The sequence below is a fragment of the Methylomonas albis genome (genome assembly GCF_014850955.1).
GTDB classification, from domain to species: domain Bacteria; phylum Pseudomonadota; class Gammaproteobacteria; order Methylococcales; family Methylomonadaceae; genus Methylomonas; species Methylomonas albis.
In genome coordinates this window covers 537925-562481 of the sequence record NZ_JACXSS010000001.1, presented here as the reverse complement: position 1 = coordinate 562481, position 24557 = coordinate 537925, and the positions used below count along the sequence as shown (strand labels likewise).

The following is a 24557-nucleotide window of genomic DNA, read 5'->3' as shown; positions in this document are numbered from 1 at the left end:
GGGCTTACACTTCACAGCAAACATGGCCGTGCGCCCCGGATATTTGATGACCGATTATAAATTAACCCATCTGAAACAGCTCGAAGCAGAAAGCATCCATATCATTCGCGAAGTGGCGGCGGAATTTGAGAAGCCGGTGATGCTGTATTCGATAGGCAAGGATTCTGCGGTCATGCTGCATCTGACCCGCAAAGCCTTCTTCCCCGGCAAACCGCCCTTCCCTTTGCTGCATGTCGATACCACCTGGAAATTCCGGGAAATGATCGAATTTCGCGACCGGCTGACCAAGGACTTGGGTTGGGATTTAATCGTGCATATTAACGAAGATGGCGTTGCCCAAGGCATAGGCCCCTTCACCCACGGCAGTAAAAAACACACCGACGTGATGAAAACCGACGGCTTGAAACAAGCCCTAAACAAATACCAGTTCGACGCCGCTTTCGGTGGTGCCCGTCGCGACGAGGAAAAATCTCGCGCCAAGGAGCGGGTGTATTCGTTCCGCGACAAAAACCACCGCTGGGACCCCAAAAACCAACGCCCCGAACTCTGGAACATCTATAACGGCAAAGTCGATAAAGGCGAGTCTATTCGCGTGTTCCCGCTGTCCAACTGGACCGAGTTGGATATTTGGCAATACATCCACTTGGAAAACATCCCTATCGTGCCTTTGTATTTTGCCAAAGAACGGCCGGTAGTCGAAAAAGACGGCATGCTGATCATGGTCGACGACGAGCGCATGCCGATAGGCCCCAACGACAAAGTCGAGATGAAAATGGTGCGTTTCCGCACCCTGGGTTGCTACCCCTTGACCGGCGCGGTCGAATCCACCGCCACCACCTTGCCGGAAATCATCCAGGAGATGTTGCTGACCACCACCTCTGAGCGCCAAGGCCGTTTGATCGACCATGATCAGGCTGGGTCTATGGAGCAGAAGAAACGCGAAGGTTACTTCTGAACACTTGCACTGTTAGCGAATGAGGAAACACGAATAGTGAAGAAATTCTTGTGCTTGTTTATCCTGTTTTACTCCGCAGTTAGCTTGGCCGGTATTTATAAATGTACCGACACAAAAGGTCATGTAGTCTATTCCGATACCGCTTGCGATCACAAAGCCGATCGCAAGATACCGGATTTAAAACCGCTTGCGGAAGTGAAAGCCGAGCAGCCGCTTTCCTCAAAACTAAGCGACAAAGTTAAAGGCCTTTTCAAAAGCGACCCGGAACCAGAGACCAACAATCCAACGGCCAGCTCCGCGGGGCGTAATGCACAAAAGTTCGTTTGCGACGGCCGCGTCTATTGTTCACAAATGAGATCGTGCGAAGAGGCGACGTACGTCATAAACAACTGCCCGGACACCAAAATGGATGGCAACAATGACGGGATTCCCTGCGAAAAGCAGTGGTGTCGATAAGTCTTTTTACAGGTGACTCATGCAATTACATGAAGAGATACAAGAACACCTTGTCAGACTGGAGCCTCGCCTACAAGCAGAGGTATTGGATTTCGTCTTGTTTTTGGAACAGAAACAACAGCAATCCTTACCCGACACAGTAATTAACGATGAAGAAGCCTTAAAGATTCACGAGCAATTGATGGATCAATACGCCGAGGCCTTTGCTAAATTAGCGCAGTAACAGCATGCCCGAACTGTTTTTCATCTCAAAAACTTTGGCATTGACGATACATAGGCAACAGATAGAACGCTTCGGCGGTACGCAGGGCATCAGAGATGAAGCCTTGCTGGAATCGGCGCTCGGCGCAGCCCTGCAAACTTGGCACTACAGGGGCGATATTTTTCAAACCGCCGCTCAATATTGCTATTCGCTGGCCAATAACCATCCATTTCTGGACGGTAACAAGCGAGCCGCTGCGGCCAGTATGCTGGTTTTTCTGGCCGCCAATCGCAAGCAGCCGGCAATGGACAATCCCCAGCTTTACGAATGGGTGATCAGCGTGGCAACCCGGCAATTGAGTCGCGACGAACTAGCCGAATTATTAAAACAGCATTGCAAGTAAGCGCTTAAAAGCGCGGCACCTTTTATTACAAATAAGGCATTTAGGAACCCCATGTCCCACCAATCCGACCTCATCAGCACCGACATCAACGAATATCTGGCGCAACACGAACGTAAAGAGCTTTTGCGATTTTTAACCTGCGGCAACGTCGACGACGGCAAAAGCACCTTGATCGGCCGCTTGCTGCACGACTCGAAAATGATTTACGAAGACCAGTTGGCCGCCGTGCAGGCTGATAGCGTCAAGTCCGGTACCACCGGCGCCGGCAAGATCGATTTGGCCTTGCTGGTGGACGGCTTGCAGGCCGAGCGCGAGCAAGGCATCACCATCGACGTGGCCTACCGATACTTTTCGACCTCGACCCGCAAATTCATCATCGCCGACACGCCAGGGCATGAGCAATACACCCGCAATATGGCCACCGGCGCTTCGACTTGCGATTTGGCGGTGATTTTGATCGACGCCCGTTACGGCGTGCAAACTCAAACCAAACGCCACAGCTTCATCGCGTCCTTGCTGGGCTTGAAACACATCATCGTCGCCATCAACAAGATGGACTTGGTGGGTTACAGCGAAGAGACGTATCGGAAGATTCAGGACGACTATCTGGCGTTTGTAAAATCCCTGGATCTGCACGACGTGCATTTCATCCCCATGTCGGCTTTGGACGGCGATAACGTGGTCAACCCCAGCGCCAACATGCCATGGTTTACCGGCATGCCGATGATGGAATTGCTGAACAGCATCGAAATCGCCAACGACCACAACTTCGCCGACGCCCGCTTCCCGGTGCAATACGTCAACCGTCCCAACCTGGATTTTCGCGGTTTCTGCGGCACGGTCGCCTCCGGCGTCTTCAAAAAAGGCGATCAAATCACGGCATTGCCGTCCGGCAAAACCAGCAAAATCAAATCCATCGTCACCTTCGACGGCGATCTGGAACAAGCGTTTGCGTCTATGGCGGTCACCTTGACACTGGAAGACGAAATCGACATCAGCCGTGGCGACGTGATTCTGGGCCAACAGCAGGCGGCGCCCAGCGTGGCCGATAAATTTAAAGCCACCATTGTCTGGATGACCGAACAAGCCATGCTGCCTGGCCGCCAATACGTGATCAAACTGGCGACCCGCAGCGTGTCCGGTTCGGTGGCAACGATACACCACAGGATTGACGTCAACACCCTGGAACACCACGATGCCGACGAGTTGAAATTAAACGAAATCGGCCTATGCACACTGGCTGTCAATGCGCCGGTGGTGTTCGATCCGTACAAGCGCAATAAAACCAGCGGTTCGTTTATTGTCATCGACCGACTAAGCAACGTCACCGTCGGTGCCGGTATGATCGTCGGCGATGCCAGCAAAGACGAATGGGCACCGGTCAGCGCGGAAGAACGCGCCAGCCGCTTCGGCCAAACCGCAACCATCGTCGCGCTATCCGGCGCCGACGCTAACACCATGGCTTACCGTCTGGAACGCCGCCTGTTCGACACCGGCCACGTCGCCAGCGTGCTGGAGCAAGCCGAGCCGGCCCTGGCGAACGCCATCAAGCAAGCCGGTTTGATTGCGTTGTGCGTGGGCCTGACAGCCGACCAAGCCGATGTAAGCTTCGACGCCGGCAACCAGTCGGTAGACGACATCTACGATGCGTTAAAACAGCGGGAAGTGGTGCGCTAACTCAAACCGAGACCGGCAATACAAAGGCCGCTAGCTCCTGTAAGCTTGTGCCGCCGGCGTCGGCGGCCATGCCGAGGTTTTCCAAAGGCACCTGCAGCCGGTTGACCCAGAACGTCGGATAGCCAAAGGCCTTGGCGCCAGCCGCGTCCCAACCGCCAAAGGCGGCAAAAGCGATCTGTTCACGCGGCAAGCCGAACCCGGTCACGCCCATCTGATAGGCGCGCGGGTCCGGTTTGAAGGCCCGCACCCGGTCGGTGCTCAGGTGCTCCTCGAACACGCCATCCAAACCGGCATGTTTGACACAGGCATCCAGCATCGCTGCCGTGAAATTCGATAAAAAAGCCAGGCGTAGTCCGGCGGCCTTCATCTCCAGCAAAGCCCCCTTGGCGTCGGGCCAGGCCTCCAGCATCAAAAAGCTTTGCAGCAAGCGATCACGTTTTTCGCCACTCATCTCCACCTGATGTTGGCGCGCGGCAAACTCCAGCGCCTCGCTGGTCACTTGCCAAAAATCCGCGTAATTGCCCATTAAAGTACGCAGCCAAGTGTATTCGAATTGGCGGGTACGCCAGGTTTGCGCCAGTGCCTGCCCTTGTCCAGGAAACAAGGCCTCCGCCAGCGCGGTGATCGGCCGCGGATCGAATACGGTAAACCCATCAAAGCCAACCGCTTTGACAGAGCCTGGCACGCCGGAGCTAGCTGCTCCAGACAATAACATCCCGGCGGCAACGCAGCCGGTTACGGTCAGAAATTCACGGCGGTTGATTGGCATCGCAACTCCAAAATCACTAATAAAATAAGAAAGTCGACTGCTTGGCACATAACAAGCAGCCGGACTCAGTTTAGCGCAGCACCGTCCCGTAACTGCAGGCCGGCCGCACTTCAGCGGCCAACGGCGACAATAATGTCATAGCAAGCGCCAATTTTTTACTGCCTTGTTCATGTAAACCGCTATCCGTTGGCAAACGAAACCGCAATTCGGGAACCTGACAGATTATGCATGGACGGTCATCGCCAAATCCTCCAGCCCGAGTCAAATCTTTATCACGCGCGGCCCGCAAGTTAGGCGAATTTGTCACGAAATGCCGCCGTCGTGATAATTTCGTGATTAGATTTACGCAGCCGCTTGGCCGATAATCGGTTTTTTTTAAAAAACCTGCCGCCAATGTCGTCCACTAAACACCTGCTCCTGGTCGAAGACGACCCCGACATCGCCAAGCTATTGGCAGACAATCTGCGCGAGGAAGGTTATCGGGTGGACAGCGCCGCCGACGGTCATGCCGCACTGGCGGCGATTGCCGGCAATCATTACGACTTGTTGCTGCTCGACGTAATGCTGCCCGGCGTGGACGGCCTGGAAATTTGCCGGCGGGTGCGAGCCGGGCCGGTTTATACGCCCATCATCATCGTCAGTTCCAAATCCAGCGACGTGCAACGGGTGGTGGGTTTGGAAATGGGCGCTGACGATTACATCATCAAGCCGTTTGCATTGGCCGAGGTGGTCGCTAGAGTACGCGCGCTGTTGCGGCGGGTGGCGGCGTTGAGCGAACCCGTTGCCGTTCAAGCCGATGCCGTTCTGGTCGCCTACGGTTTACGAATCGACGCCCAAAGCCGTTCGGTAGCGCTGGACGGCCAGCCGCTAGCCTTGACCGCACGCGAATTCGACTTACTGCATTTCTTCGCCCGCCATCCGGGCCGCATGTTTACCCGGCTGGAGCTGCTTAACCAAGTCTGGGGCTACAACCACGACGGCTACGAACATACGGTCAACTCCCACATCAATCGCTTGCGTGCCAAAATCGAAGCCGATCCGGCCAAACCGGCGCGGATATTGACGGTGTGGGGCGTCGGCTACAAGTTTGCCGAAGCGGACGCCGCCGACGCATGACGCTGAGCTTCCAAAGCCGCATCGCCCTGTTGTTCGCCGCGCTGTTTGTCGCCGTGCAGGCGCTGACGGTGGTGTGCATCTATGTGGCGGTGCGCGACAACCTGCTACGCCAGCTCGACCAGGACTTACGCTACGCCGAGCAAGCCTTTCGGCAACTGCTGGTCGAACGCGCCGAACGAGTCGCCGGCGAGGCCGCCTTGCTGGTCGCCGATTTTGGGTTTCGCAGCACCGTCACCGGCGGCGACCCGGCCACCATCGCCTCGGCGCTGGAAAATCTGCTGCTGCGCATCCGCGCCCAACGCGGCTTATTTATCGACCCGCAATATCAAGTGCTTGCCGATAGCGCCGGCCAGTGGCAAGGCCGACCGTTTCCGTATGCGCAAGCCTTGGCAAACACCGACGCCAGCCGCTCGCGGGTCTGGTTCGGCGTGTTGGACGGCCGCTTGCAGGAATGGGCGCTGGTGCCGGTGTCGGCGCCGCTGCCGGTGGGTTGGGTGGCGGTGGCGCAAGCCGTCGACGACCAGCGTATCGCCCGGTTTCGGCAAAACTCGCTATTGCCGCTGCACATCGGTTTGGCCGAACTCAGTGCCGACGGCGGCCGCCTGCTGGCCGCGTCGGCACCGGAGGCGGCCCTGGCTTTGCTGAACAGCGGCGCCAACCGGGTGCTTACGACCACGGTCGATAGCGCGCAAGGCCGCTACCTCGGCCGCATACTGGCATTGCCTGCGGCCGGCGACGAGCAAGGCGTCGCCGCATTGCTGCAAATCAAATTCACCGATGCCTTCGCCGGCTACCGCCATATGCTGTTGCTGGCGGCCGGCGTGTTGCTGCTCGGCCTGTTGGCGACGCTGGCCGGCAGCGTGGTCATCGCCCGCAATCTGTCGCGGCCGCTACGGGCCTTGGCCGGCGCCGGCGAGCGAGCGGTCAACGGCGATTTCGCGGCCTCTTCGCTGGCCGGCCGTAGCGACGAACTGGGCCGACTAGCCGACACCTTCGTCCGCGCCGCGCAACTGGCCGGCCAACTGGGCGAACTACGCCAGAAAGACCAGGAGCGCCGCGAGTTGGTGGCTTCGATGTCACACGATTTACGCACACCGTTGGCCGCGTTACGCGCCTTTCTGGAAACCATGCAGCGCAAGGCCGAGACCTTGCCGGCCACCGAACAACAGCATTTTCTGGACACCGCGCTGCGCCAGACCGAAAAAGTCAGCCGGCTGGCGCAGGAATTGTTCGAACTGGCCAAGCTGGAATGCGACGACGCCAGCCTAAGTCCCGAGCCCTTCAATCTGGCCGAATTGCTGCAGGACGTCGCCCAAAAATACCGGCTGCAAGCCGAGCAGCGCGGCGTCAGCTTACAAGCCGAACTGCGCCCGGAATTACCTCTCGTCAGCGCCGACATAGGCCTGATCGAGCGCCTGCTCACCAACCTGATCGACAACGCGTTACGCCACACCCCGCAAGGCGGCCGAGTGCGGCTGGACGCCTGGCCGGCGCGCGGCCGGATAACGGTGGCCGTCCGCGATACCGGCATCGGCATCGCCCCGGAATATCTACCCACCTTGTGCGATTGGGACTCGCCGCTGGCCCGCCGTGCCCGCGCCGACGGTGGCGGTTTCGGCTTGATCGTGGTTGGCAAGATCGCCCAGTTGCACGGCGGCCGCTTGCAAGTAGATAGCACACTCGGCGTCGGCAGCGAATTTCGCTTCGACTTGCCGCTAGCTGATTCCACGCGCGCCACCACAGGCAAATCGTAAACATGCTGTTATTGGCCACTCGATTCCCTGTCCCGCCAACCTCATTCCCGCAGCGGCGGGAAACCGAGAAGCTACCCCGCCTAATGCAGCCGCTTGTGTTGCTGACGCTTTTCGGTTTGATGATGCAGATCTGCCAAGCCGACGACGGCCAATTTCCCGAAGTAAGCTGGCATGGCCTGCTGGACCTGCGCTACCAACACAGCGACGCCGCGCCGGGCGAATTGGAGCACGGTCTGGGCAAGCTGCGCGCCGGCGACGAGCGCGACCGCTGGCGGGTTAACGAAGCCGCCGCGACGTTGCAGGTGCGCTTGGACTGGGATTGGATGGTTAACGCCACCGTCAAATACGCGGACCGTCAATCGACACCGCTGGACTTGACCGAAGCCTATTTGGCTTACCGGCCGGTCGGCGCCGCCGGCTGGCGTCTGGCCGGGCGCCTGGGCATGTTTTTTCCGCCGATTTCGTTGGAAAACACCGGCACCGCCTGGAGCAGCCCTTACACGCTGAGTTCGTCGACGATCAACGCCTGGGGCGGCGAAGAATTGCGCACGTTCGGCGGTGAGTTGCGTATGGATTACCAAACCGAAGCCGGCGATAAATTCGGCGTGTTCGGCGCCGGCCTGGCCAACAACGACACCGCCGGCCTGACGTTGGCCTGGCGCGGCTGGAGTTTGCACGACTTCGAATCCACGTTGACCGGCCGCCTGCGCCTGCCGGACGGCATCGCCATTCCGGCGCTGTTTCCGAAGCAGGCCAACGCCAGCCAGGCCTTCGTCGAAGTGGATGGCCGGCCCGGCTTTTACGCCGGCATCGCCGCCGAGCGGCCGCAACGGTACACGCTGCGCGCGCTGTATTACGACAACAACGCCGATCCGGCCGTTGTGTCCGCCGGCCAGTACGGTTGGCACACCCGCTTTTGGAGCCTGGGCGCCAAGGCCGAATTGCCGTGGGAAGCCACGCTGATTTCGCAAGCGCTGACCGGCCGCACCAGCATGGGCGAATTGCTCGGCGACTTGCGGGCGGTCGATGTCGGCTTTTGGTCGGCAAGCTGGCTGTTGAGCCGGCCGCTGGGCGACGGCCGCTTTAGCGTGCGCTACGAACGCTTCGGCAGCGACGAGCGCGATTACCTGCCGCAAGACCGCAATGGCGAACACGGCCAGGCTTGGAACGTCAATTACAATCTGACCTTTGCTCAGCACCATCAATTGAATGTCGAATTCAGCCGCATTTTCAGCGCCCGCCCGGCGCGACAGGAACGCGGCGAAGCCGCTTATCAGGAGGACACACTTTGGCAAGTCGGTTACCGGCTGTTTTTTTAACGGCTTGGGCCGTGGTCGCACCGGCCGCGGAATTGGCGGGTAAGGCCGTCGCCGGCGGCAGACCGTTGGCCGATCTGGTGGTCGCCGCCCAAGCCTTGGATGCCGCTGGCCGGGTCAAAGTGCCGCCGGCGCCGGCCGCGATGGCGCTGGACCAGAAAAGCCGCGAATTCGTCCCGCACGTGCTGGCGGTACGCAGCGGCACGCCGGTGTATTTTCCAAACAGCGACGCGATCAAGCACCACGTCTATTCGTTTTCCGCAGCCAAGCGTTTCGAAATCAAACTCTATAGCGGCGTGCCGCGCGAGCCGGTGCGCTTCGACCTGCCCGGCATCGTCGCGTTGGGTTGTAACATTCACGATTGGATGCTGGGGTATGTGTACGTCAGCGATGCGGACTATCTAGCGGTTACCGACGCCGAAGGCCGCTGGACGCTGGATTTGCCGGACGGCCGCTACCGTCTGAGCTTTTGGCACCCGGATGCGGCCGAGCAAGCGCCCGAGCAGATCATCAGTGTACCGGCCGGTGAACTGGCGGTGACAGTGGAATTAAAAGCCCGCTTCCCCACCGGCAAGCCGCCGGCCAGCTTGCAAAATCAGGGTTACGGCGACGGATTTTGATACGGTGCTTCGCCAAGCCGGAGTGCAAACCCGTTTTGTGCTCCGAATCTCAGGGGAATAACTCCCCTCTTTGACAAAGAGGGGCTGGGGGAGATTTTTAAATAAATCCCCCTCTATCCCCCTTTTTCAAAGGGGGAGGTTCTGGGTAACGAAATTCTCAATAGAGTACAAATCTAGATTTGTACTCCACCGAGTTGAGACGCCGGCCTCAAGCCGGCAAAGCCGACACCGGCGCGCGCTTCCGCAACCAGCCGAACAAAGGCAAGGCGCTGCCGAATAACCAGACCGCCGCCGGAACCGGCACTTGCGACACCGCGCTGATTTGCAGCAGCGGCGTATTCGCGCCGGGCAGATCGGTAAAGTTGTAACCGGCCGGCGTTCCTAATCCGGCATAGACCGCGAAGTCATGGTTGGCCTGGATGGTACCGTTTTGCGCCGGGCTGTCCGTCGCGTTAGAGCCGACCAGGAATGCCGCGCCGGTGGTGCCGTCCAGTTCGGTGCCGGCATCCCAAATACTGCTGCCGTTCTCGACGAAGGTGCCGCCGGTGAAATGGCCTTGGGCGTCGAACAATTCGATTTCGGTCGGTGAGTCGTTACCGACGAAGCGGTCGTTGGATGGCACCACCATCGCGAAATAACTCAGATAACGGTTTTTCACCGGGTCCAGGTCCAGGGTAATACTGCCGCTGGCGCCGGGCAGGAAAATGCCGGGGCCGAAGGCGTTAACCGCCGCAGTCACCGTCGCGCTGGTGCCGCCGGCTGCCGCCGCGCTGCTGGCCGCGAATGCCGACGACAAGCCGGCGCCGTTTCCCATCTCGGCAATCGCTTCAATCGCCGACGAAGCCGTGGTGCCGATGTCGAAGGCATCAAAGGTACCATCATGCAAAGCAACGAAAAACGGACTCAAGGCCGGCCCGTTGGCGGCGGACAGATTGCTGAAACTCAGCGTGACCAGCGCGGCCTCAGCCGAACTCAACGGAGCGGCGCCGGCCGCCAATAATAGCGCCGACAGCGCAAAAGCATGGTTTTTCTGCATCGTGATTCTCCTTAATTGAATGCCAAATGGCGCGGCCATTGTGCAATCGGAAAAGTCACGAAATCCTCACGGGGCGGTCAAATGGGCGTGAGATGTGGGGCGGTCAATCGGGTCAAAATGCCAGAAGGTAAACTTGGGACTTATCAGTTCGGCCAAAAACAGCCAGACAGAACAGAGTTATCAATCACAAATGTCCAGCAAAAAGCGGGCGTAGGGTGTGGCGAGTTTACGAACCGCACCAATCGCGAACGATGCGCTTCACGCTGTTCAGCACATCTACGGCCCTACGAATTGGAGCACAAGACCACCAATTCGTGTTGCCATCGTCGGCTCATAAAAGCAACAGACACGGTTATCAAAAGCCATCCGAACTACCAGCTTTTGTGAAGCAGGCATATTAAGTGCCATCCGAATAGCGAGTGCATTCTGCACAACGATATTTTGATAATGTTCAAGTTCTGAAAAAATTTTCCTGCGGTTTATCCAATCTTCCATGGAATCACCGGATGCCAATGTACCCTGTGCGAGTGGAAGATAAACAGTTCCATCATCAACTGTAACTGGAAAGTTTGCATTGTAGCAACGAAGAGAGTGACGTTTGGCTGCCGAAACAGATTCTGGACGAAGACCATTATGTTTTGCACGAAAGATCAGTGTTGGCCAATTCCTGTGCAAAATCTCAACAAGCCCGGTATTTACCCATAGATATTTCTCGTTGTGAGATAACGTCTGGATAACGAACACATCTGATTCTGCTATTACGCAAAATAATAGTTGATCGGTTCCCTCTGTGCGGAAGTGCAGATGTTGTATCCCCCAAGAATTGAGTAAGAGGTCATTTTTATCACGCTGCCTCTTTTTGAGAATGTCACGGCTAAGATATGGTTTGAGATCGCCACCAGCCTTGATGAGAGCTACAAGTTTTTCGTAGTCCAGTTTATATTCATGTGGAACCAAAAGTTCCCGCGACTCATGAACCATCCTGGGCTTCATTGCCGGAATGCGTCGGTTATTCGCATTAAGAAAACGCATGGTGTTATCTTCGGGCGTGCGGTTGTCCTTGTATTTCAGATCGCAGACTGGAAGACCGGTAGTCCGCAAATATCCGACCCAATCATTCTTGAAATCCGCATCAATCTGGTCGATAGCAATATTTGCGTCGAACTCTCTGCTGGCAAAGTCATCAATCGTTGGGATGAAATCGTCTGAAAGGCGAAAATACGAACCTTCTTCTTGACCACGAGCAGCAATATTCCCCATTATAGCCGCAGCAGCACACGCACCTGCATCGGAGTGGATCACCAAAGTATTTTTGTTACCCTTTATCTTGGATAGAAACTCTTCGTCCATTTTCGCTTCCTTCTCCACGATGCGATGTTGTTGATCGGATTTGCGCTAACAAGGAATTAGATGGTTTCCATATATCTACCGAAAGTTGATCATAGAAACGATAGTTCATTGTTTAGCATGTGATTTCCTTCGGTATATCATCGGAGCCAATTAATATGACTGGTAAACGTCTAATTGCGGCGATTGAATCAGGTTAGACGATAAACCACAACGGCCCGTATAGGCTCACAACCACCGCGCTTCCCTCCGCAACCGCTCGGAAATCAAATCGACAAAGCTTCTGACCTTGGCCGAGGCGTAGCGGCCTTCGCGGTGTAGGACGTGGATGGGGATCGGCGGCGGTTCGTGGTGGGTCAGCACGGTTTGCAGTTGTCCGCTGGCCAGGTAGGGGGCGACTTGGTAGGACAGCAGGCGGGTCAGGCCCAGGCCCAGCACGGCGGCTTCGATGGCGGCGTCTATCGTGGTCGTGACCAACCGGGGTTGGACCCGCACGCTGATTGCGTCCACGCCGCTGCCGAAGCGCCAGTCCGGACCGGCACTGAGGCCGCCGGCGGCGATTAGGGCGTGGCCGGCCAGTTCGCTCGGGTGGTTGGGGGCTTCGTGGCGCCTTAAATATTCCGGCGCCGCGCACACCACCGGCCGCACTTGGCCAACGCGTAGCGCCCGCAAACTGGAGTCTGGCAATTCGCCGATGCGGATGCCAACATCCATGCCTTCTTCCAACAGATTGACCACCCGGTCGACGAACATGGCCGTCACACTCATCGCCGGATAGCGTTGCAGGTAATCGACGATGCCGGGCATTACGTACAGCTTGCCGAACTGCGCCGGCGCGGTGACGGCCAGGTGGCCGGCGGGTTCGGCGTTGATGCCGGCGGCGGCTTCGTCGGCTTCGTCAACGTCTGCCAAGATCCGCTTGGCGTCTTCCAGATAGCGCTGACCGGCATCGGTGACCCGCACCAGCCGGGTGGTGCGCTGCAGCAGCTTGACCTGTAAGCGCTCTTCCAACGCGGTAATCGCCCGCGTCACCGCCGGCGGCGACATCGCCAAACGCCGCGCGGCGCCGGCAAAGCTTTGCGCTTCGGCAACCGCGACGAACACCGTCATTGCTTGCAGTTTGTCCATCCTCCACCTCCTTGAATCAGTCCGAACCGGGGCCGGTAAACGGCGTTTGAATGCCTATTTTATTCCGATAATCGGAATAGTGAATTGTAATTTGTCCATATTCTGTTTATTCGAAGTAGCCAATACACTGTCCCCACGGTTGGCAAAGGCCGGCCGCAACGCAAATCCACTACGCCTAACATGACAGAGGTTTTTATGAAAATTTACGAATTCCGCGCTTTCCCCAATCCGCTCCGCGCCCGGATGGCCGCCGCCGAAAAAGGCTTGACCGACCGTATCGAGTTTATCCAGGTCGACGTGCCGAACGGCGAACATAAACGTCCCGAGTTTTTGCAGCTCAATCCGGTCGGCAAGGTGCCGGTGTTGGTGCTGGACGACGGCACGGCGATCGCCGAGTGCACCGCGATTACCGAATACCTGGACCATAGCGCCGGCACGCCGGTGCTAACCGGCGAATCCGCCCGGCAGCGCGCGCAAATCCACATGCTGCAACGCCGCGCCGAAGCCTTGGTGTTGGATGCCGCCAGCGATTATTTCCATCACGCCACGGCCGGTTTGGGCAAGCTGGAACCGATACAAATTAAGGAGTGGGGCGAATACCAGCGCCAAGTGGCGATCAAAGGCATGCATTATTTCGACAGCGTGCTGCGCGGCCGGCGTTATGTGATGGGCGAACAGTTGACGATGCCGGACATCACGCTGTTTGCCGGTCTGGCTTTGATCGAGTTGCTGCAGATTGGCATTCCGGAAACTTGCAAAAATCTGCACGTTTGGCGGGAGCGGGTCGGGCAGCGGCCGAGCGCTTCGGCTTGATGGGGTTTGATCATGCCGTTTAAGTGGGCCGGAGTCTATTGCTTTGGCCGCTTGAGGTTTTAAGTTCCCTTCGGCTCCGCTCAGGGAACGGACCCTTCGGCACCGCTCAAGGAAGGCCGGGCGCCCTACATTCGACCCGCTCAGGGAACGCCAGGCGGACCGCTCGAGGTGTTCAGGGGACGCCAAGCGCGCCGCTCGACTTGTTCAAGAGAACCGTCGGCGCGTTCACTTTCGTAGCGTTTGGGAAGCTTCGGAGCGCTCCCTGAGCGGAGTCGAAGGGATTGTGCCGGCCGGTTCAAACAGGATTAAACGTTAAATACCGTTCGCCCTCAGTTCGTCGGCTTCGATCAGCAGAGCCTGTCGATGGGCGCTCCACACCAGGCTTCGACAGGCTCAGCCCGAACGGTTTACCAGAAACAAAAGTGGCCTGGTTAAAGACTTGATTAATCATATTCACCATTCCGCAATCGAGGTAATCCGCCATGTCCAGAGCTTTTGCCGATATTTGTTTTACCGACTCGGTGCGCGCAGCGCAGCACCGTTACGGCAGCCGGGACGGCAATCGCGGTTTCGAAACGGCTGCCGATCCGCGCGCCGAACTGGGCGAGACCGAGCAAGCCTTCGTCGCCGAGCGCGACGGCTTTTATCAGGCCAGTGTCGGCGAGATCGGTTGGCCCTACGTGCAGTTTCGCGGCGGCCGCCCCGGCTTTTTAAAAGTATTGGACCCGCGCACGCTGGCTTACGCCGATGTGCGCGGCAACCGCCAGTACATCAGCGTCGGCAATCTGGACGCGGATGGCCGGGTGGCATTGATCTTGATGGATTACGCCGCGCGGCGCCGGCTGAAAATCTGGGGCGTGGCCCGCATCGTCGAGCTCGGCGCGGCGGATTGGCCGACGGCTTTGCCGGCCGAAGCCGGCGTCGAGCGGGCCATCGTCATTGACGTAAAAGCCTACGACTGGAATTGTCCGAAGCACATCACGCCGCGCTTCACTGAAGCGCAGATTCAACCGAGACTGACCGCCTTGCAGTTGGAAATAGAACGCTTACAGGCCGAGAACCGGCAGTTACGGGACGCACTTGGTGCCGATTATATCGATTGAGCTGGCGGCGGGCTTTGCCGGACTGGCGCGGTTTGCGGTATTCTGCGTCGAAATTTCGGCACGCTGATAGTCTTAATGAAAACACCACTAAACCAACCACAACCGGCGGAACTACAGGCTCTCCACCAATTATTTCAAGCGGGGCAAGCGCCGTTCACTGAAGTCCGAGCGCAAACTTTGGCGGCGGCATTCCCAAAATCGCTGCCAGTGCTGAATCTGCTGGGCATAAACCAGCAAGGGGTCGGAACTTAGGCTCTTGCATGACTTAACGCCCTGTCTGGCAAGATGCCTTGCAGGTTTTCTCCGCTTCGCTGCGAAAACCCGCCCGGCGCTACGGCTATCGGGGACTAAAACATCTTCACATCGCTTCCGCTCAGTTTCCAAGATTTTCAGGGTTTGAATCAACCCCTGAAATGTGAAGTACGATACGCTGGTGTAGACAAATCCCGAATATCACTTCGGGATCTGCACGATGATAAGTAAATAGCGCCGAAGCGCTATTTACTGCTTAAGCTTATTTCAAAAGATCCAGCGCTTTTCCGGCCGCTTTTTGTTTGGCGTGCCCTTTGACAACCGCCGCCGCTTCGCCGGTTGATTTGGGCACCGCATCCACTTTGCCTTTCAGATCGGTCGCCGCTTCCTTACCTGCTTTCAAGGTTTCCACGCCTTGCTTCGCTCCCGCTGGCACCGCCTGCTCCACTTTCTGTTGTACGGCGTCTTTCACTGCATCCTGCGCCTGATCCTTAACCACGCCAGGTGCTGCTTGTACGGCCTGTTTTGCTTCGCCTGCGGATTCAACAGCCTGAAGCGTGCTTGCAGCACCCGGCACCGCAGTAGGTACTGCGGCAGTTGCAGCGTTGGTCGCGGCTTGCTTGGCAACACCACCTAAAACAGAGCTTTCGGCGAAAGCGGAACCTGAGATTAACAACAGTGAAGCCAAAAATACATTTTTGTGTTGCATGGTGAAACTCCTTAGTAATAGTTATTAATGCGGGAACAGAGTACCGCAACCAAACTTAACGGCCGATTAACACTATTGCTAAGGAGCTATACAACTACTTAACGCCCGGCAATCCTTTTTAGCGTCGAACTGACCAGTAATTCAGCGCGCGCCATATCTTCGGCTTCGGCATAACAACGCAATTCCGGCGCATTGCCGGAGGGACGCAGATGCACGATCTCACCGTTGGCGAAGGTCAAGCGTAGGCCGTCGGTGGTATCGCTATTAACCAACTCGCCCAAAGTGTCGCCCCATAGCCCGCGATAAGCGGTCTCATCGGCTTGCAAGCGTTCCAGCAAGGCCCAGCTATTGGCAACCGGAAACGCCTGGATGCGGTCGCTAGCGGTGTAACGTTGCGGCAAGCCTTGCAGCAGCCCCGATAGCTTCACACCTTGAGTGCTAGCCATTGCCAATAACGCTAGGGCCGGCAACAGCGAATCGCGAGTGGGCAATGGCGCCAAGGCCTTGCCGTTTACAGACAAACCGTTACCAGCCAGAAAACCGCCGTTCGCCTCAAAGCCGGCCACGCCGCCGCTATGTACATCCTCCATGCCGGCAATCACATACGGTGAGCCGATCCGCGTACGGATCACTTGCTTGAACCAACCGGAGGCTTCGATGGCGGTATTGCAGCTAACCGGCGTCACCACGGTATCAGCCCCGAGAAACTTCGCGCACAGCAAACCCACAATATCGCCGCGTAGCCATTCGCCGGTTTCGTCACCGATCAAGGGTCGGTCACCGTCGCCGTCGGTGGAAATCAGCGCATCCAGTTTGTATTCGGAGGCCCAATTGCGGCCGCGCTGCCGATCCGCCTCGCCGACTGCTTCGGTGTCGATAGGTACGAAGGTATCGGTGCGCTCCAGGCCAATTACCTCTGCGCCCAGCTCCGCCAGCACTTCTTTCAATACATCGCGGGCCGCGCTGGAATGTTCGTACACACCCACTCGCCAGCTGTTTAACAAATCGTGACCAAACAAATTGGTATAGCGCTGCCGAAATTGCGTCAGCGCGGCCGGATTAATCGCCGGCAACTCGGCCGAAACCGTTTGCACGTCCACTGTCGCGCTGGTCATCGCCGCTTCATCAGCCTTACTGATCTCACCGTCGGCCCGGTAAAACTTTATGCCGTTGCGGTCGAATGGAATATGACTCCCGGAGACCATGATCGCCGGCAGACCGTTGACTAACGCGTACAAAGCCAGCGCCGGCGTCGGCAACACACCGCAAAAATCCACATCGCAACCGGCTTGACGGATGCCGGCCACACAAGCTTGGGCGATTTCCGGGCTGGATGGCCTGAGATCCATGCCCAGTGCGATTTTTTGCCCTGGCCGCGCCAGATTCAAACCTTGAATAAAGGCCAATGTATAAGCCGCGCAGACTTCGCCGGTCATTTGACTAACCAGACCGCGCGCGCCGCTGGTGCCAAACGCCACGCCGCTGTCGGCCATCATTTTTTGGATGTTGATTGTTGTCATGAGTCAGGATCAGTTGAGAGTCAATGAAATGAAAATACCGGCAGGAACGCCGGTTTACTCAGACATGATAGAGAAAACCTGGCGTTCGGCAACCGGAATCTTCGCCTTAACAGGACAAGCTCACTGCGGCGAGCAATGCATCCGCCGAATAAAATCCTGCAAGGTTTGCCCGACGTCGTCGGTAAACACATCGTCCAGCACCAATGCCCGCAGGATGCGATCCAGCCGGAAATTGCGAAAATCGCCACGCAGTTCGCACCAACCCACCAAGGTCCAGACGTTGCCCCAAAAATATAAGCCTAGCGGCCTGATTCGCCGCCGGCTGAACGTGCCGTCGGCACGGCGGTAATCCATGCACAGCAAACGCTTACCGTCCAACGCCTTGCGGCAAATATCCATGGTCACATCCAAATCTTCGCGCGGCGAAAAACGTAGCGCGAATAATTTGCTGCGCTCCAGTTGCTCGCGTAATTCCGCCGGTACCACTGCCGTCACCTTATCCAGTACCGACTGCGCGGAATGCCCCAACTCCTTACCGGCCCAGGTTTTCACCATCCGCGCGCCGATTACCAAGGCTTCCAGTTCAGCGGCGCTGAACATGATGGGCGGAATATCCAGACTATGACGCAACATGTAGCCGACGCCGGCCTCGCCTTCGATAGGAATGCCGGACAAGCTTAAAACCTGGATGTCTCGATAGATGGTGCGCTCGGAAACCTCCAGACGCTCGGCAAGCGCCTTGGCGGTAACCATCCGCCGGTTACGCAGGATTTGGACGATTTGAAACAGACGATCAGCGCGGCGCATGGGCAAATAGGGCAGTCTAGTTCAGACTGCCCCGGTTTTATTGGCCGTTAAGCTTGGGAATACAGGCCAACACGATTACCTTCGCTGTCTAGCAACATCGCAAAGTAACCGCATTCGCCGTCGTGGATGGGGGTTTTCGGCATCAACACGCTGCCGCCGCTTGCCTCTACCTTGGCCAAGGGCTCGCTCAAATCGGCACCGCCGTTGAAATACACCACCGCACCGGTTGCGCTAGGCTGATAGTGTTCACCCAATATCAACATGCCGCTGACTGCGCCTTCTTCAGCGTCGAAAATCGCCATTTGATAGCCGCTCATTTCCTCTTCCTTGAAAGACGCATTCAAAATGCTGCGGTAAAAACCCTGCGCGCGCGGCATATCGATGACGGGTAATTCAAACCAGGTTGCGACGTTGTTGATCATGATGTTCTCCTCGTTGTGATTAAAAGAGCCGTCATCCTAAAACAGCCCTCCTGACAGCGTTATGTCAGCAATGTTTTAGGTCTTAGCGCCGGCCGCCCAACAGCGAGCCCAACACGCCGCGAATGATTTGCTTGCCCACTTCCTGGCCTATGCTACGCGCCGCACTTTTCGCGGCCGCTTCCAGCACGCTTTGTCCGCTGCTGCGGCCGCGCCGGGATTTGGTGGCGGCACCGACGCCGCCCAATAGCACCTCGCCCCAATTGAAACCAGATCCGGAATCGCCGCTTTCGCTGGCAGATTCGGGCGGCGCGACTTTTTCGGCGCGGCCTTTCAGAATTTCGTAGGCCGATTCGCGGTCGACCTGCTTTTCGTAATGGCCAGCGATGATGGAAGTATTGATCGATTCCTGCCGCTCGGCCTCGCTCACCGCGCCGACATGGGAACTTGGCGGCTTGATCATCGCCCGCTGTACCGGCATCGGCGTGCCTTTTGCGTCTAAGAATGACACCAGCGCTTCGCCCACACCCAGTTCGGTGATTGCAATTTCGACGTCCACGTCCGGATTGGCTCTAAAGGTTTCCGCCGCGGCTTTCACGGCTTTTTGGTCGCGCGGAGTGAAGGCCCGCAAGGCATGCTGCACGCGATTGCCGAGCTGGCCCAAGATCACGTCGGGAATATCCAGCGGGTTTTGACTGACAAAATACACGCCTACGCCTTTGGAACGAATCAAACGCACTACTTGCTCGATTTTTTGCAGCAGCGCGGCCGGCGCGTCATTGAACAATAGATGCGCTTCGTCGAAGAAAAACACCAATTTAGGCTTGTCCAGATCGCCGGCTTCCGGCAGATTTTCAAATAACTCGGACAACAACCACAACAACAAGGTGGCGTAGACGCGCGGCGAGTTGTAGAGAGTATCGGCAGCCAGGATATTGATCACGCCCCGGCCCCCGTCGGTTTGCAGAAAGTCGTTAAAGTCCAAGGCCGGCTCGCCGAACAGGTTTTCACCACCTTCGTGTTCCAGTTGCAACAAGCCGCGCTGAATGGCGCCGACGCTGGCCGCCGAGATGCTGCCGTATTCGCCGGACAGCTCTGAGGCATTTTCGGACGCGTATTGCAGCAAGGCTCGCAGATCTTTCAAGTCCAACAACAGCCAGCTGTTATCGTCGGCAATCTTGAACGCGGCGGTAAGAACGCCGCTTTGCACCTCGTTTAAATCCAGCATTCGTGCCAGCAACAGCGGCCCCATTTCCGACACCGTCGAACGCAAGGGGTGGCCTTTTTTACCCAGCACGTCCCAAAACAAGGTCGGCATAGCCGCATAGCTGGCGGCGACGCCTAATTCAGCCAGCCGCGCCTCGACTTTGGCATTACCGCCGCCGGTCCGGCTGATGCCTGACAAATCGCCCTTCACATCGGCCATGAATACCGGTACGCCGATTTGCGAAAACGCTTCGGCCAGGGTTTGCAGGGTGATCGTTTTGCCGGTACCGGTGGCGCCGGCGATCAAGCCGTGGCGGTTAGCCATGGCCGGCAGTAGACACAGTTCGGCAGTTTGGGATTTGGCGATCAGCAAGGGTTCGGTCATGGGCGTTTCCTGAAAAATCGACAAGAATAAAAAAAGTCGCGCAACCATACCACGACCTGAATTGTTAGGTATAGGTTGGCATTCTGTTCCGCCCACATGCGGCTTTGTCTAAGAGAAGCAAAGGCCCGTCTTCGGCTTTGGCAATGGGCAGAATACCTTTGTAATACATTTCTTCAAACTTTCACTGAGTGGTAACCATCCTGACTTAGACGATTTGTACGATTGCATACCGAACAAGACTCTGCTGGGTCACTAAGGCAGAATTTCTAGGAAGAATATCTACGGCCTTAATTTTATTGGACATTTACTCGACAAAATATAAGTAGTAGGTGGCTGGCAATGGACGCGGCAACGCATTAGACCAACCCAAAACCTAGTGCGGCCAGCAAACTTTAACCAGCTTCGATAAACCGGTAACTCAAGCGATTGTTACGGATCGAAGTCGTCCTGACTGTTTATCAATATTTAGAGGTTATATGAAAATCAAAACCCTGCTCTTGGCAGCCGCCGGGGTAATTTCAATGTTAAGCGGAAATGCCTCGGCGGCATTAATTTCGTTGGACGGTGACGGCTTTACGGCCATCTACGACGATACCGCTTTAGGCCTGTTTGGCACACCGACATTGTCGGGCGACGGGAAGAGCGTTCTGTTTTCGCCGTTAAACTTCAAGGCTCAATCAACTGGTAACGTCGGCACGGTGTTTGCCAACAGCAACGTTCAGTTTGACATTAAGACCGATTCAGGCCTGAGTTTGAGTGGTGTGAACCTAGTGGAAAACGGTGACTACCGTTTGATCAATCGCTCTGGTAGCGTCGGTCTGGCACCAGCAGTGGATGCATCCGGTCAATTGCGTTTAACCAATCTGTGGAATGGCATAGATTATATCGCCAGCGGCTTCTCCGCTGGCCTTTTGACTAACACCTGCTCGACATCAAGTAATTGCCCTCTTAGCGTTTGGTCTGCCTCCGCGACACTGAGTACACCAACTGTTTGGGGCAACGCAGATGTTCGTGTGCGCATTCAAAACGACTTAACCGCTGAGTCATTCATTGCGGGTGATTCTGCGTTAATTGAGAAAAAACAATCCACACAAAGCTTGGTATTTACGCCGTTTATTGAAGGTGGAACCACTGCAGTGCCTGTTCCTGGCGCTGCCTGGCTGTTTGGCTCGGCATTGGTTGGTTTAATGGGTTTGCGTCGCAAAGTAAGCGCGTAAAGCCAAGTTTTATTGCTTCACCCCAGCCTAACCACACCGGAAACGGCATGTTTGGCTAGCTAAAAAAACGTTAACAAGACATGGATGTCGCCTTAAGTTTCCACCCCAAGCAATCGCTAGCTTTGCCGTTGCTTCCTCTGAAGTTCGGCTGGATTTAGCGCAGATTATTGCAACAGCTTGAGAATATCGGACTCCAGATCCGGATAAGCGCCGAACCGGCAAGCAACGAGCACTCCGGCTTTATCGACTAAGATATACGATGGTGTGCCTTGCAACTGAAAGAACTCGAAGGTTTCCGCGTGATACTCCAGCGTTTGTAGATATTGTTTAACCTGCGCGCGCACGTGCGGCTGGCGCAGACCGATGTCTTGTTCCAGATCACTCAAGCGTTGACTGATAAAGGCGTCTATTTCGCTTTCGATGCTGCCGAATTCACGCTTGGTCAACCTATCCATCGCCACCGGAAAATCGATGCGATACGGCAACTTGCCATCCCGTAACACCCCCCGTTCGCTCAGCACCCGCAGGGTTTCGCCAACCACTTCGCCGGTTTCGACCAAACGTTTTAAGTTTTCCAGATTGTTTTTATCGAAATCTTCGAACGCGGTGGCCAGTCCCAGCACGGTTAAACCTCTCTGGGCATAACGCTGGTTTAACCCTAACACTTGCGGCAAACAAGACAAGAAACAACTGGGGCAGTTGACTTGAAACACTGCCACCAACACGACCTGACCGTGCAATTGCTCGAAATTGACAGCTTGTCCCTGTACCCATTCTGAAACCGACAGGGGCGGCACTTTTTGACCGATCATTAGCGCTTTCATATCGCTCTCCCGAAGGTTTAACCAAGTTTCCGAACAATTTGACGCCGTTTACTGCCCAAGCTTAGCACAAACGACACTAACGCTTACCGGACGCCCTAGGCGGCCAGCCGGAGTGTGTTAATCGAGATTTCTTTGAGGAATCCAGACCTCCGCCAGACAACAAGTGAAACTCTCAACGACAGATCAAGCTGTCACGGAACCGCGGCTAATCGCGAAAGTTATTGAACTGCAACGGTTGTTCCAACTCTTCCGTGCGCAACATTTGAATCACTTCCTGCAAATCGTCACGTTTTTTGCCGGTCACACGCACCTTATCGCCATTGATCGCGGCCTGTACTTTTAGTTTCTTATCTTTGATCAGCTTGACGATTTTTTTCGCCAGATCGCTACCCACCCCCTGCTTCAAGGTGATGGTTTGTTGAGCAGTTTTACCGGTGTCCTGGATCTTGCCGCTTTCCAAACTGGAAATGTCGATACCGCGCTTACCCATCTTGGCATACAAAATCGGCAACATTTGTTGCAGTTGAAAAGTTGATTCGGCTTTCATCACGATATTGTCGTCCTGCTGTTCGAAACAGGCATTGGAGCCCTTGAAATCAAAACGGGTGGAGACTTCTTTATTGGCTTGGTCCAAAGCGTTGGTCACTTCGTGGCTGTCTAGTTCTGAAACGATGTCGAATGTTGGCATAGCATTGATTTACAAGTATAAAAGTGTGGAAACTATAACGACCTTACCGGCAATATTCAACTGCTATCTAAACGTCCCAGGCCAATTCGCAGCGCGTAAACCCTACTTGTCGGCCGCTGATTTAGCGGGTATCTTTAACTGATGTCAACGGAGAAACTGATGAAGACACCGACTACTTTCAAGCTCACCCTAATCGCCGGCCTCACCCTGCTGAGCTGCGGAATAATGTCCGGTTGCGGCCAAGACCAAGCAAAATCAAGCACTCCCGGCAAAGCCGCCGTCAAACAAACCCTGCGAACCACATCGTTGCTAGGCGCTGTCAGCGACAACGCCGGACCACTCAAAACCGGCACCGTCAGTTTACTCTCCGAAAGCGGGAAAACGCTTGCCAGCACCGAGCTCAATAATAGCCAGCGCTATGAAATTCAAGTACCAGCCAGCACCGATCTACCAGTCATTCTAAGTTACACGCCCGCCCCCAACGCGCCGAAAGACGCGCAATTAATCAGCGTAGTGATCCATCCGGACGCCAGTAAATACGACATCAACCCCACGACCACCGCCATCGCCAAACAAGCCAAAGCCATGGGCGGCTACACTCATAACAATATGGTACAGGCGGCGGAAAGTACCGCACATGTTCCCGATGCCAATAAAACCACTTCCGGTTTTCGCGGCGACCCCACTACCCAGTACGGTGGTTGGCATTAACCCGCTATCACGGCGGGAGCTGCCCTTCGCTACGAGAAAGTTCAGCCCACACTATCACGGCCATGGGCCGCACCTAGCGAAATTGTCGTGCTTACGACAAATCACCGCCAATTCGTGCGGTTGTTACCGAAACTTCCAACTACCCATTCGACTTACACCTTAGGCAAATAAGGGCCTGACGCCACATCCTGTTAAACTGGATTGAATTTTGCATTAGCTTGACATTACCTTTCATTTACATGAGGCGCACTATGTCGAGCACTGTTTTTACCGAAATTCTAAGCGGCTTGTACGATAACCAAGTCATCCCTTATCTGGGTCCGGGGGCAGTATTCGATGCCAAAAGTAAGCTGACGCAAGAACCGATGCCGGCCGACAGCAACAGCCTGATTCTGGCAATGAACGGCGGCAAACCGATGGCGCCAAAACTAATGTACGAGTTTCCTCGCGCGGCGATGAATCAGGAACTGAAGCGCGGCCGCAGCTATGTATCCCAGTTTCTTGACAAAACCTACGGCCAAATTCAATACACACGGGCATCCATGCATGATTGGTTAAAAGAATGGCGGCCCAAGTATGTGGTCGACGTCAATCGTGATACTCAGTTACAAGACAGTTATTCCGACGAAGAACACACACTGATCGTCGGTGTCGCCCGCATTGTCGCCACCGCCTTTCGTTTTAAAATATTTCATTATGACGGCAGCAGCTATTTCGAAATCCCACAGGAACAAGTCGATAGAAATCTGCCGATTTTATTTAAACCGATGGGCACGCCAACTCCCGAATCCAATTACATTGCTTCCGATGCGGACTACGTCGATTACATCACCGAGCTGATGGGGGGCTTCGCGATTCCGGACTTTTTAAAGGACTACCGCAAAGGCAAAAAATACCTGTTGCTGGGCCTGCCGCTCAATCGCGATTCCGAGCGTATGGTTATGAGCGACATCACCTACGGTGCCGACGAGCATAGAGGCTGGTTTTTAAGAAAAAACCCAACCGACAAGGAAAAACGCTTTAGCGCGAAAATGGGCTTTGAATTGATTGACGCCGACTGTCAAGATTTCCTGCAATCGGTGCAAACCGAGGCTGTCGCAGCTTAGAAAGCCCCCAAAAGCCTG

The 24557-nt window shown here is 56.0% G+C and carries 26 protein-coding genes; 15 read left to right on the top strand and 11 right to left on the bottom strand.

The annotated features are described in order from the left end of the window. Positions 1–46 precede the first annotated feature (46 nt). Genes cysD through cysN form a run of 5 tightly spaced genes read left to right on the top strand, consistent with a single transcriptional unit; the run spans position 47 to position 3693 of the window. Complete coding sequence (cysD, locus tag EBA_RS02665; RefSeq protein WP_192372987.1) at positions 47–955, top strand: sulfate adenylyltransferase subunit CysD; 909 nt, start codon at positions 47–49, stop codon at positions 953–955. 36 nt (positions 956–991) lie between these two features. Continuing rightward, the gene (locus tag EBA_RS02660; RefSeq protein ID WP_223146636.1) at positions 992–1411 is read left to right on the top strand and encodes a DUF4124 domain-containing protein; all 420 of its coding nucleotides are present in this window, start codon (positions 992–994) and stop codon (positions 1409–1411) included. 19 nt (positions 1412–1430) lie between these two features. Further along, positions 1431–1634, top strand: coding sequence for a hypothetical protein (locus tag EBA_RS02655; protein WP_192372985.1), 204 nt, complete (start codon positions 1431–1433; stop codon positions 1632–1634). Positions 1635–1638: 4 nt separating this feature from the next. Next, positions 1639–2016, top strand: coding sequence for a type II toxin-antitoxin system death-on-curing family toxin (locus EBA_RS02650; RefSeq protein ID WP_192372983.1), 378 nt, complete (start codon positions 1639–1641; stop codon positions 2014–2016). Between the two features lie 51 nt (positions 2017–2067). Then, on the top strand, positions 2068–3693 hold the full coding sequence (gene cysN, locus EBA_RS02645) for a sulfate adenylyltransferase subunit CysN (protein ID WP_192372981.1): 1626 nt from the start codon (positions 2068–2070) through the stop codon (positions 3691–3693). Between the two features lies 1 nt (position 3694). On the opposite strand, the gene EBA_RS02640 is transcribed toward cysN, so the two are convergent. Then, positions 3695–4462 carry a haloacid dehalogenase type II gene (locus tag EBA_RS02640; protein WP_192372979.1) on the bottom strand — a complete coding sequence of 256 codons (768 nt, stop codon included), beginning with the start codon at positions 4460–4462 and terminating at the stop codon, positions 3695–3697. Positions 4463–4855: 393 nt separating this feature from the next. Here EBA_RS02640 and EBA_RS02635 point away from each other — a divergent pair, with 393 nt between their 5' ends. From EBA_RS02635 to EBA_RS02620, 4 genes are all read left to right on the top strand, one after another. Further along, on the top strand, positions 4856–5578 hold the full coding sequence (locus tag EBA_RS02635) for a response regulator transcription factor (protein WP_192372977.1): 723 nt from the start codon (positions 4856–4858) through the stop codon (positions 5576–5578). Continuing rightward, on the top strand, positions 5575–7332 hold the full coding sequence (locus tag EBA_RS02630; protein ID WP_192372975.1) for a sensor histidine kinase: 1758 nt from the start codon (positions 5575–5577) through the stop codon (positions 7330–7332). The genes EBA_RS02635 and EBA_RS02630 overlap by 4 nt, the downstream gene beginning before the upstream one ends. An 83-nt stretch (positions 7333–7415) precedes the next feature. Then, entirely contained in the window at positions 7416–8651 is a 1236-nt protein-coding gene (locus tag EBA_RS02625) for a hypothetical protein (RefSeq protein ID WP_192372973.1), read from the top strand. Continuing rightward, positions 8621–9268, top strand: a complete 648-nt coding sequence (locus tag EBA_RS02620; protein WP_192372972.1) for a methylamine utilization protein — start codon at positions 8621–8623, stop codon at positions 9266–9268. The genes EBA_RS02625 and EBA_RS02620 overlap by 31 nt, the downstream gene beginning before the upstream one ends. 208 nt (positions 9269–9476) lie before the next feature. On the opposite strand, the gene EBA_RS02615 is transcribed toward EBA_RS02620, so the two are convergent. From EBA_RS02615 to EBA_RS02605, 3 genes are all read right to left on the bottom strand, one after another. Next, positions 9477–10304, bottom strand: coding sequence for a spondin domain-containing protein (locus EBA_RS02615; protein WP_192372970.1), 828 nt, complete (start codon positions 10302–10304; stop codon positions 9477–9479). Between the two features lie 276 nt (positions 10305–10580). Next, a complete protein-coding gene (locus EBA_RS02610) occupies positions 10581–11654 on the bottom strand; it encodes a hypothetical protein (RefSeq protein WP_192372968.1) in 1074 nt (357 codons plus the stop codon). A 225-nt stretch (positions 11655–11879) separates the two neighbouring features. After that, positions 11880–12779: a LysR family transcriptional regulator gene (locus EBA_RS02605; protein ID WP_192372966.1), complete on the bottom strand. Its 900-nt coding sequence runs from the start codon at positions 12777–12779 to the stop codon at positions 11880–11882. 195 nt (positions 12780–12974) lie between these two features. Here EBA_RS02605 and EBA_RS02600 point away from each other — a divergent pair, with 195 nt between their 5' ends. The 3 genes from EBA_RS02600 (at position 12975) to EBA_RS02590 (ending at position 14947) form a co-directional block, all read left to right on the top strand. Then, the gene (locus EBA_RS02600) at positions 12975–13592 is read left to right on the top strand and encodes a glutathione S-transferase family protein (RefSeq protein WP_192372964.1); all 618 of its coding nucleotides are present in this window, start codon (positions 12975–12977) and stop codon (positions 13590–13592) included. A gap of 482 nt (positions 13593–14074) precedes the next feature. Then, a complete protein-coding gene (locus EBA_RS02595; RefSeq protein WP_192372962.1) occupies positions 14075–14695 on the top strand; it encodes a pyridoxamine 5'-phosphate oxidase family protein in 621 nt (206 codons plus the stop codon). A 75-nt stretch (positions 14696–14770) separates the two neighbouring features. After that, the gene (locus EBA_RS02590) at positions 14771–14947 is read left to right on the top strand and encodes a hypothetical protein (protein ID WP_192372960.1); all 177 of its coding nucleotides are present in this window, start codon (positions 14771–14773) and stop codon (positions 14945–14947) included. A gap of 262 nt (positions 14948–15209) precedes the next feature. On the opposite strand, the gene EBA_RS02585 is transcribed toward EBA_RS02590, so the two are convergent. The 5 genes from EBA_RS02585 to EBA_RS02565 all read right to left on the bottom strand — a co-directional run bounded on the left by EBA_RS02585 (position 15210) and on the right by EBA_RS02565 (position 19993). Beyond that, positions 15210–15656, bottom strand: coding sequence for a hypothetical protein (locus tag EBA_RS02585; protein ID WP_192372958.1), 447 nt, complete (start codon positions 15654–15656; stop codon positions 15210–15212). 98 nt (positions 15657–15754) lie between these two features. Then, positions 15755–17176, bottom strand: a complete 1422-nt coding sequence (locus EBA_RS02580) for a phosphomannomutase (protein ID WP_192372956.1) — start codon at positions 17174–17176, stop codon at positions 15755–15757. Between the two features lie 120 nt (positions 17177–17296). Beyond that, complete coding sequence (locus tag EBA_RS02575; RefSeq protein WP_192372954.1) at positions 17297–17983, bottom strand: helix-turn-helix transcriptional regulator; 687 nt, start codon at positions 17981–17983, stop codon at positions 17297–17299. 47 nt (positions 17984–18030) lie between these two features. Beyond that, a complete protein-coding gene (locus EBA_RS02570) occupies positions 18031–18405 on the bottom strand; it encodes a VOC family protein (RefSeq protein ID WP_192372952.1) in 375 nt (124 codons plus the stop codon). A gap of 82 nt (positions 18406–18487) precedes the next feature. After that, entirely contained in the window at positions 18488–19993 is a 1506-nt protein-coding gene (locus EBA_RS02565) for a helicase HerA-like domain-containing protein (RefSeq protein ID WP_192372950.1), read from the bottom strand. A 476-nt stretch (positions 19994–20469) separates the two neighbouring features. Here EBA_RS02565 and EBA_RS02560 point away from each other — a divergent pair, with 476 nt between their 5' ends. Beyond that, a complete protein-coding gene (locus EBA_RS02560; protein ID WP_192372948.1) occupies positions 20470–21210 on the top strand; it encodes a hypothetical protein in 741 nt (246 codons plus the stop codon). Positions 21211–21374: 164 nt separating this feature from the next. Here the strand turns inward: EBA_RS02560 and EBA_RS02555 are convergent, their stop codons facing one another. Together EBA_RS02555 and EBA_RS02550 are read right to left on the bottom strand one after the other, a co-directional pair. Beyond that, a complete protein-coding gene (locus EBA_RS02555) occupies positions 21375–22034 on the bottom strand; it encodes a thioredoxin domain-containing protein (RefSeq protein ID WP_192372946.1) in 660 nt (219 codons plus the stop codon). Positions 22035–22239: 205 nt separating this feature from the next. After that, positions 22240–22722 (bottom strand): YajQ family cyclic di-GMP-binding protein, encoded by a 483-nt coding sequence (locus EBA_RS02550; protein WP_192372945.1) that lies wholly within the window; start codon positions 22720–22722, stop codon positions 22240–22242. A gap of 159 nt (positions 22723–22881) precedes the next feature. Here EBA_RS02550 and EBA_RS02545 point away from each other — a divergent pair, with 159 nt between their 5' ends. Both EBA_RS02545 and EBA_RS02540 read left to right on the top strand, forming a co-directional pair. Continuing rightward, on the top strand, positions 22882–23433 hold the full coding sequence (locus tag EBA_RS02545; protein ID WP_192372943.1) for a hypothetical protein: 552 nt from the start codon (positions 22882–22884) through the stop codon (positions 23431–23433). Between the two features lie 251 nt (positions 23434–23684). Further along, positions 23685–24539: an SIR2 family protein gene (locus EBA_RS02540; RefSeq protein WP_192372941.1), complete on the top strand. Its 855-nt coding sequence runs from the start codon at positions 23685–23687 to the stop codon at positions 24537–24539. Positions 24540–24557: the final 18 nt, after the last annotated feature.

Bases quoted from the DNA above. Each gene is read 5' to 3' on its own strand.
- EBA_RS02655 (WP_192372985.1), top strand. From the start codon at position 1,431: ATGCAATTACATGAAGAGATACAAGAACACCTTGTCAGACTGGAGCCT.
- EBA_RS02590 (WP_192372960.1), top strand. From the start codon at position 14,771: ATGAAAACACCACTAAACCAACCACAACCGGCGGAACTACAGGCTCTC.
- cysD (WP_192372987.1), top strand. From the start codon at position 47: ATGACCGATTATAAATTAACCCATCTGAAACAGCTCGAAGCAGAAAGC.
- EBA_RS02545 (WP_192372943.1), top strand. From the start codon at position 22,882: ATGAAGACACCGACTACTTTCAAGCTCACCCTAATCGCCGGCCTCACC.
- EBA_RS02550 (WP_192372945.1), bottom strand. From the start codon at position 22,722: ATGCCAACATTCGACATCGTTTCAGAACTAGACAGCCACGAAGTGACC.
- EBA_RS02560 (WP_192372948.1), top strand. From the start codon at position 20,470: ATGAAAATCAAAACCCTGCTCTTGGCAGCCGCCGGGGTAATTTCAATG.
- EBA_RS02585 (WP_192372958.1), bottom strand. From the start codon at position 15,656: ATGCAACACAAAAATGTATTTTTGGCTTCACTGTTGTTAATCTCAGGT.
- EBA_RS02615 (WP_192372970.1), bottom strand. From the start codon at position 10,304: ATGCAGAAAAACCATGCTTTTGCGCTGTCGGCGCTATTATTGGCGGCC.
- EBA_RS02540 (WP_192372941.1), top strand. From the start codon at position 23,685: ATGTCGAGCACTGTTTTTACCGAAATTCTAAGCGGCTTGTACGATAAC.
- EBA_RS02635 (WP_192372977.1), top strand. From the start codon at position 4,856: ATGTCGTCCACTAAACACCTGCTCCTGGTCGAAGACGACCCCGACATC.
- EBA_RS02640 (WP_192372979.1), bottom strand. From the start codon at position 4,462: ATGCCAATCAACCGCCGTGAATTTCTGACCGTAACCGGCTGCGTTGCC.
- EBA_RS02610 (WP_192372968.1), bottom strand. From the start codon at position 11,654: ATGGACGAAGAGTTTCTATCCAAGATAAAGGGTAACAAAAATACTTTG.
- EBA_RS02575 (WP_192372954.1), bottom strand. From the start codon at position 17,983: ATGCGCCGCGCTGATCGTCTGTTTCAAATCGTCCAAATCCTGCGTAAC.
- EBA_RS02595 (WP_192372962.1), top strand. From the start codon at position 14,075: ATGTCCAGAGCTTTTGCCGATATTTGTTTTACCGACTCGGTGCGCGCA.
- EBA_RS02605 (WP_192372966.1), bottom strand. From the start codon at position 12,779: ATGGACAAACTGCAAGCAATGACGGTGTTCGTCGCGGTTGCCGAAGCG.
- EBA_RS02625 (WP_192372973.1), top strand. From the start codon at position 7,416: ATGCAGCCGCTTGTGTTGCTGACGCTTTTCGGTTTGATGATGCAGATC.
- cysN (WP_192372981.1), top strand. From the start codon at position 2,068: ATGTCCCACCAATCCGACCTCATCAGCACCGACATCAACGAATATCTG.
- EBA_RS02600 (WP_192372964.1), top strand. From the start codon at position 12,975: ATGAAAATTTACGAATTCCGCGCTTTCCCCAATCCGCTCCGCGCCCGG.
- EBA_RS02630 (WP_192372975.1), top strand. From the start codon at position 5,575: ATGACGCTGAGCTTCCAAAGCCGCATCGCCCTGTTGTTCGCCGCGCTG.
- EBA_RS02555 (WP_192372946.1), bottom strand. From the start codon at position 22,034: ATGAAAGCGCTAATGATCGGTCAAAAAGTGCCGCCCCTGTCGGTTTCA.
- EBA_RS02565 (WP_192372950.1), bottom strand. From the start codon at position 19,993: ATGACCGAACCCTTGCTGATCGCCAAATCCCAAACTGCCGAACTGTGT.
- EBA_RS02570 (WP_192372952.1), bottom strand. From the start codon at position 18,405: ATGATCAACAACGTCGCAACCTGGTTTGAATTACCCGTCATCGATATG.
- EBA_RS02650 (WP_192372983.1), top strand. From the start codon at position 1,639: ATGCCCGAACTGTTTTTCATCTCAAAAACTTTGGCATTGACGATACAT.
- EBA_RS02580 (WP_192372956.1), bottom strand. From the start codon at position 17,176: ATGACAACAATCAACATCCAAAAAATGATGGCCGACAGCGGCGTGGCG.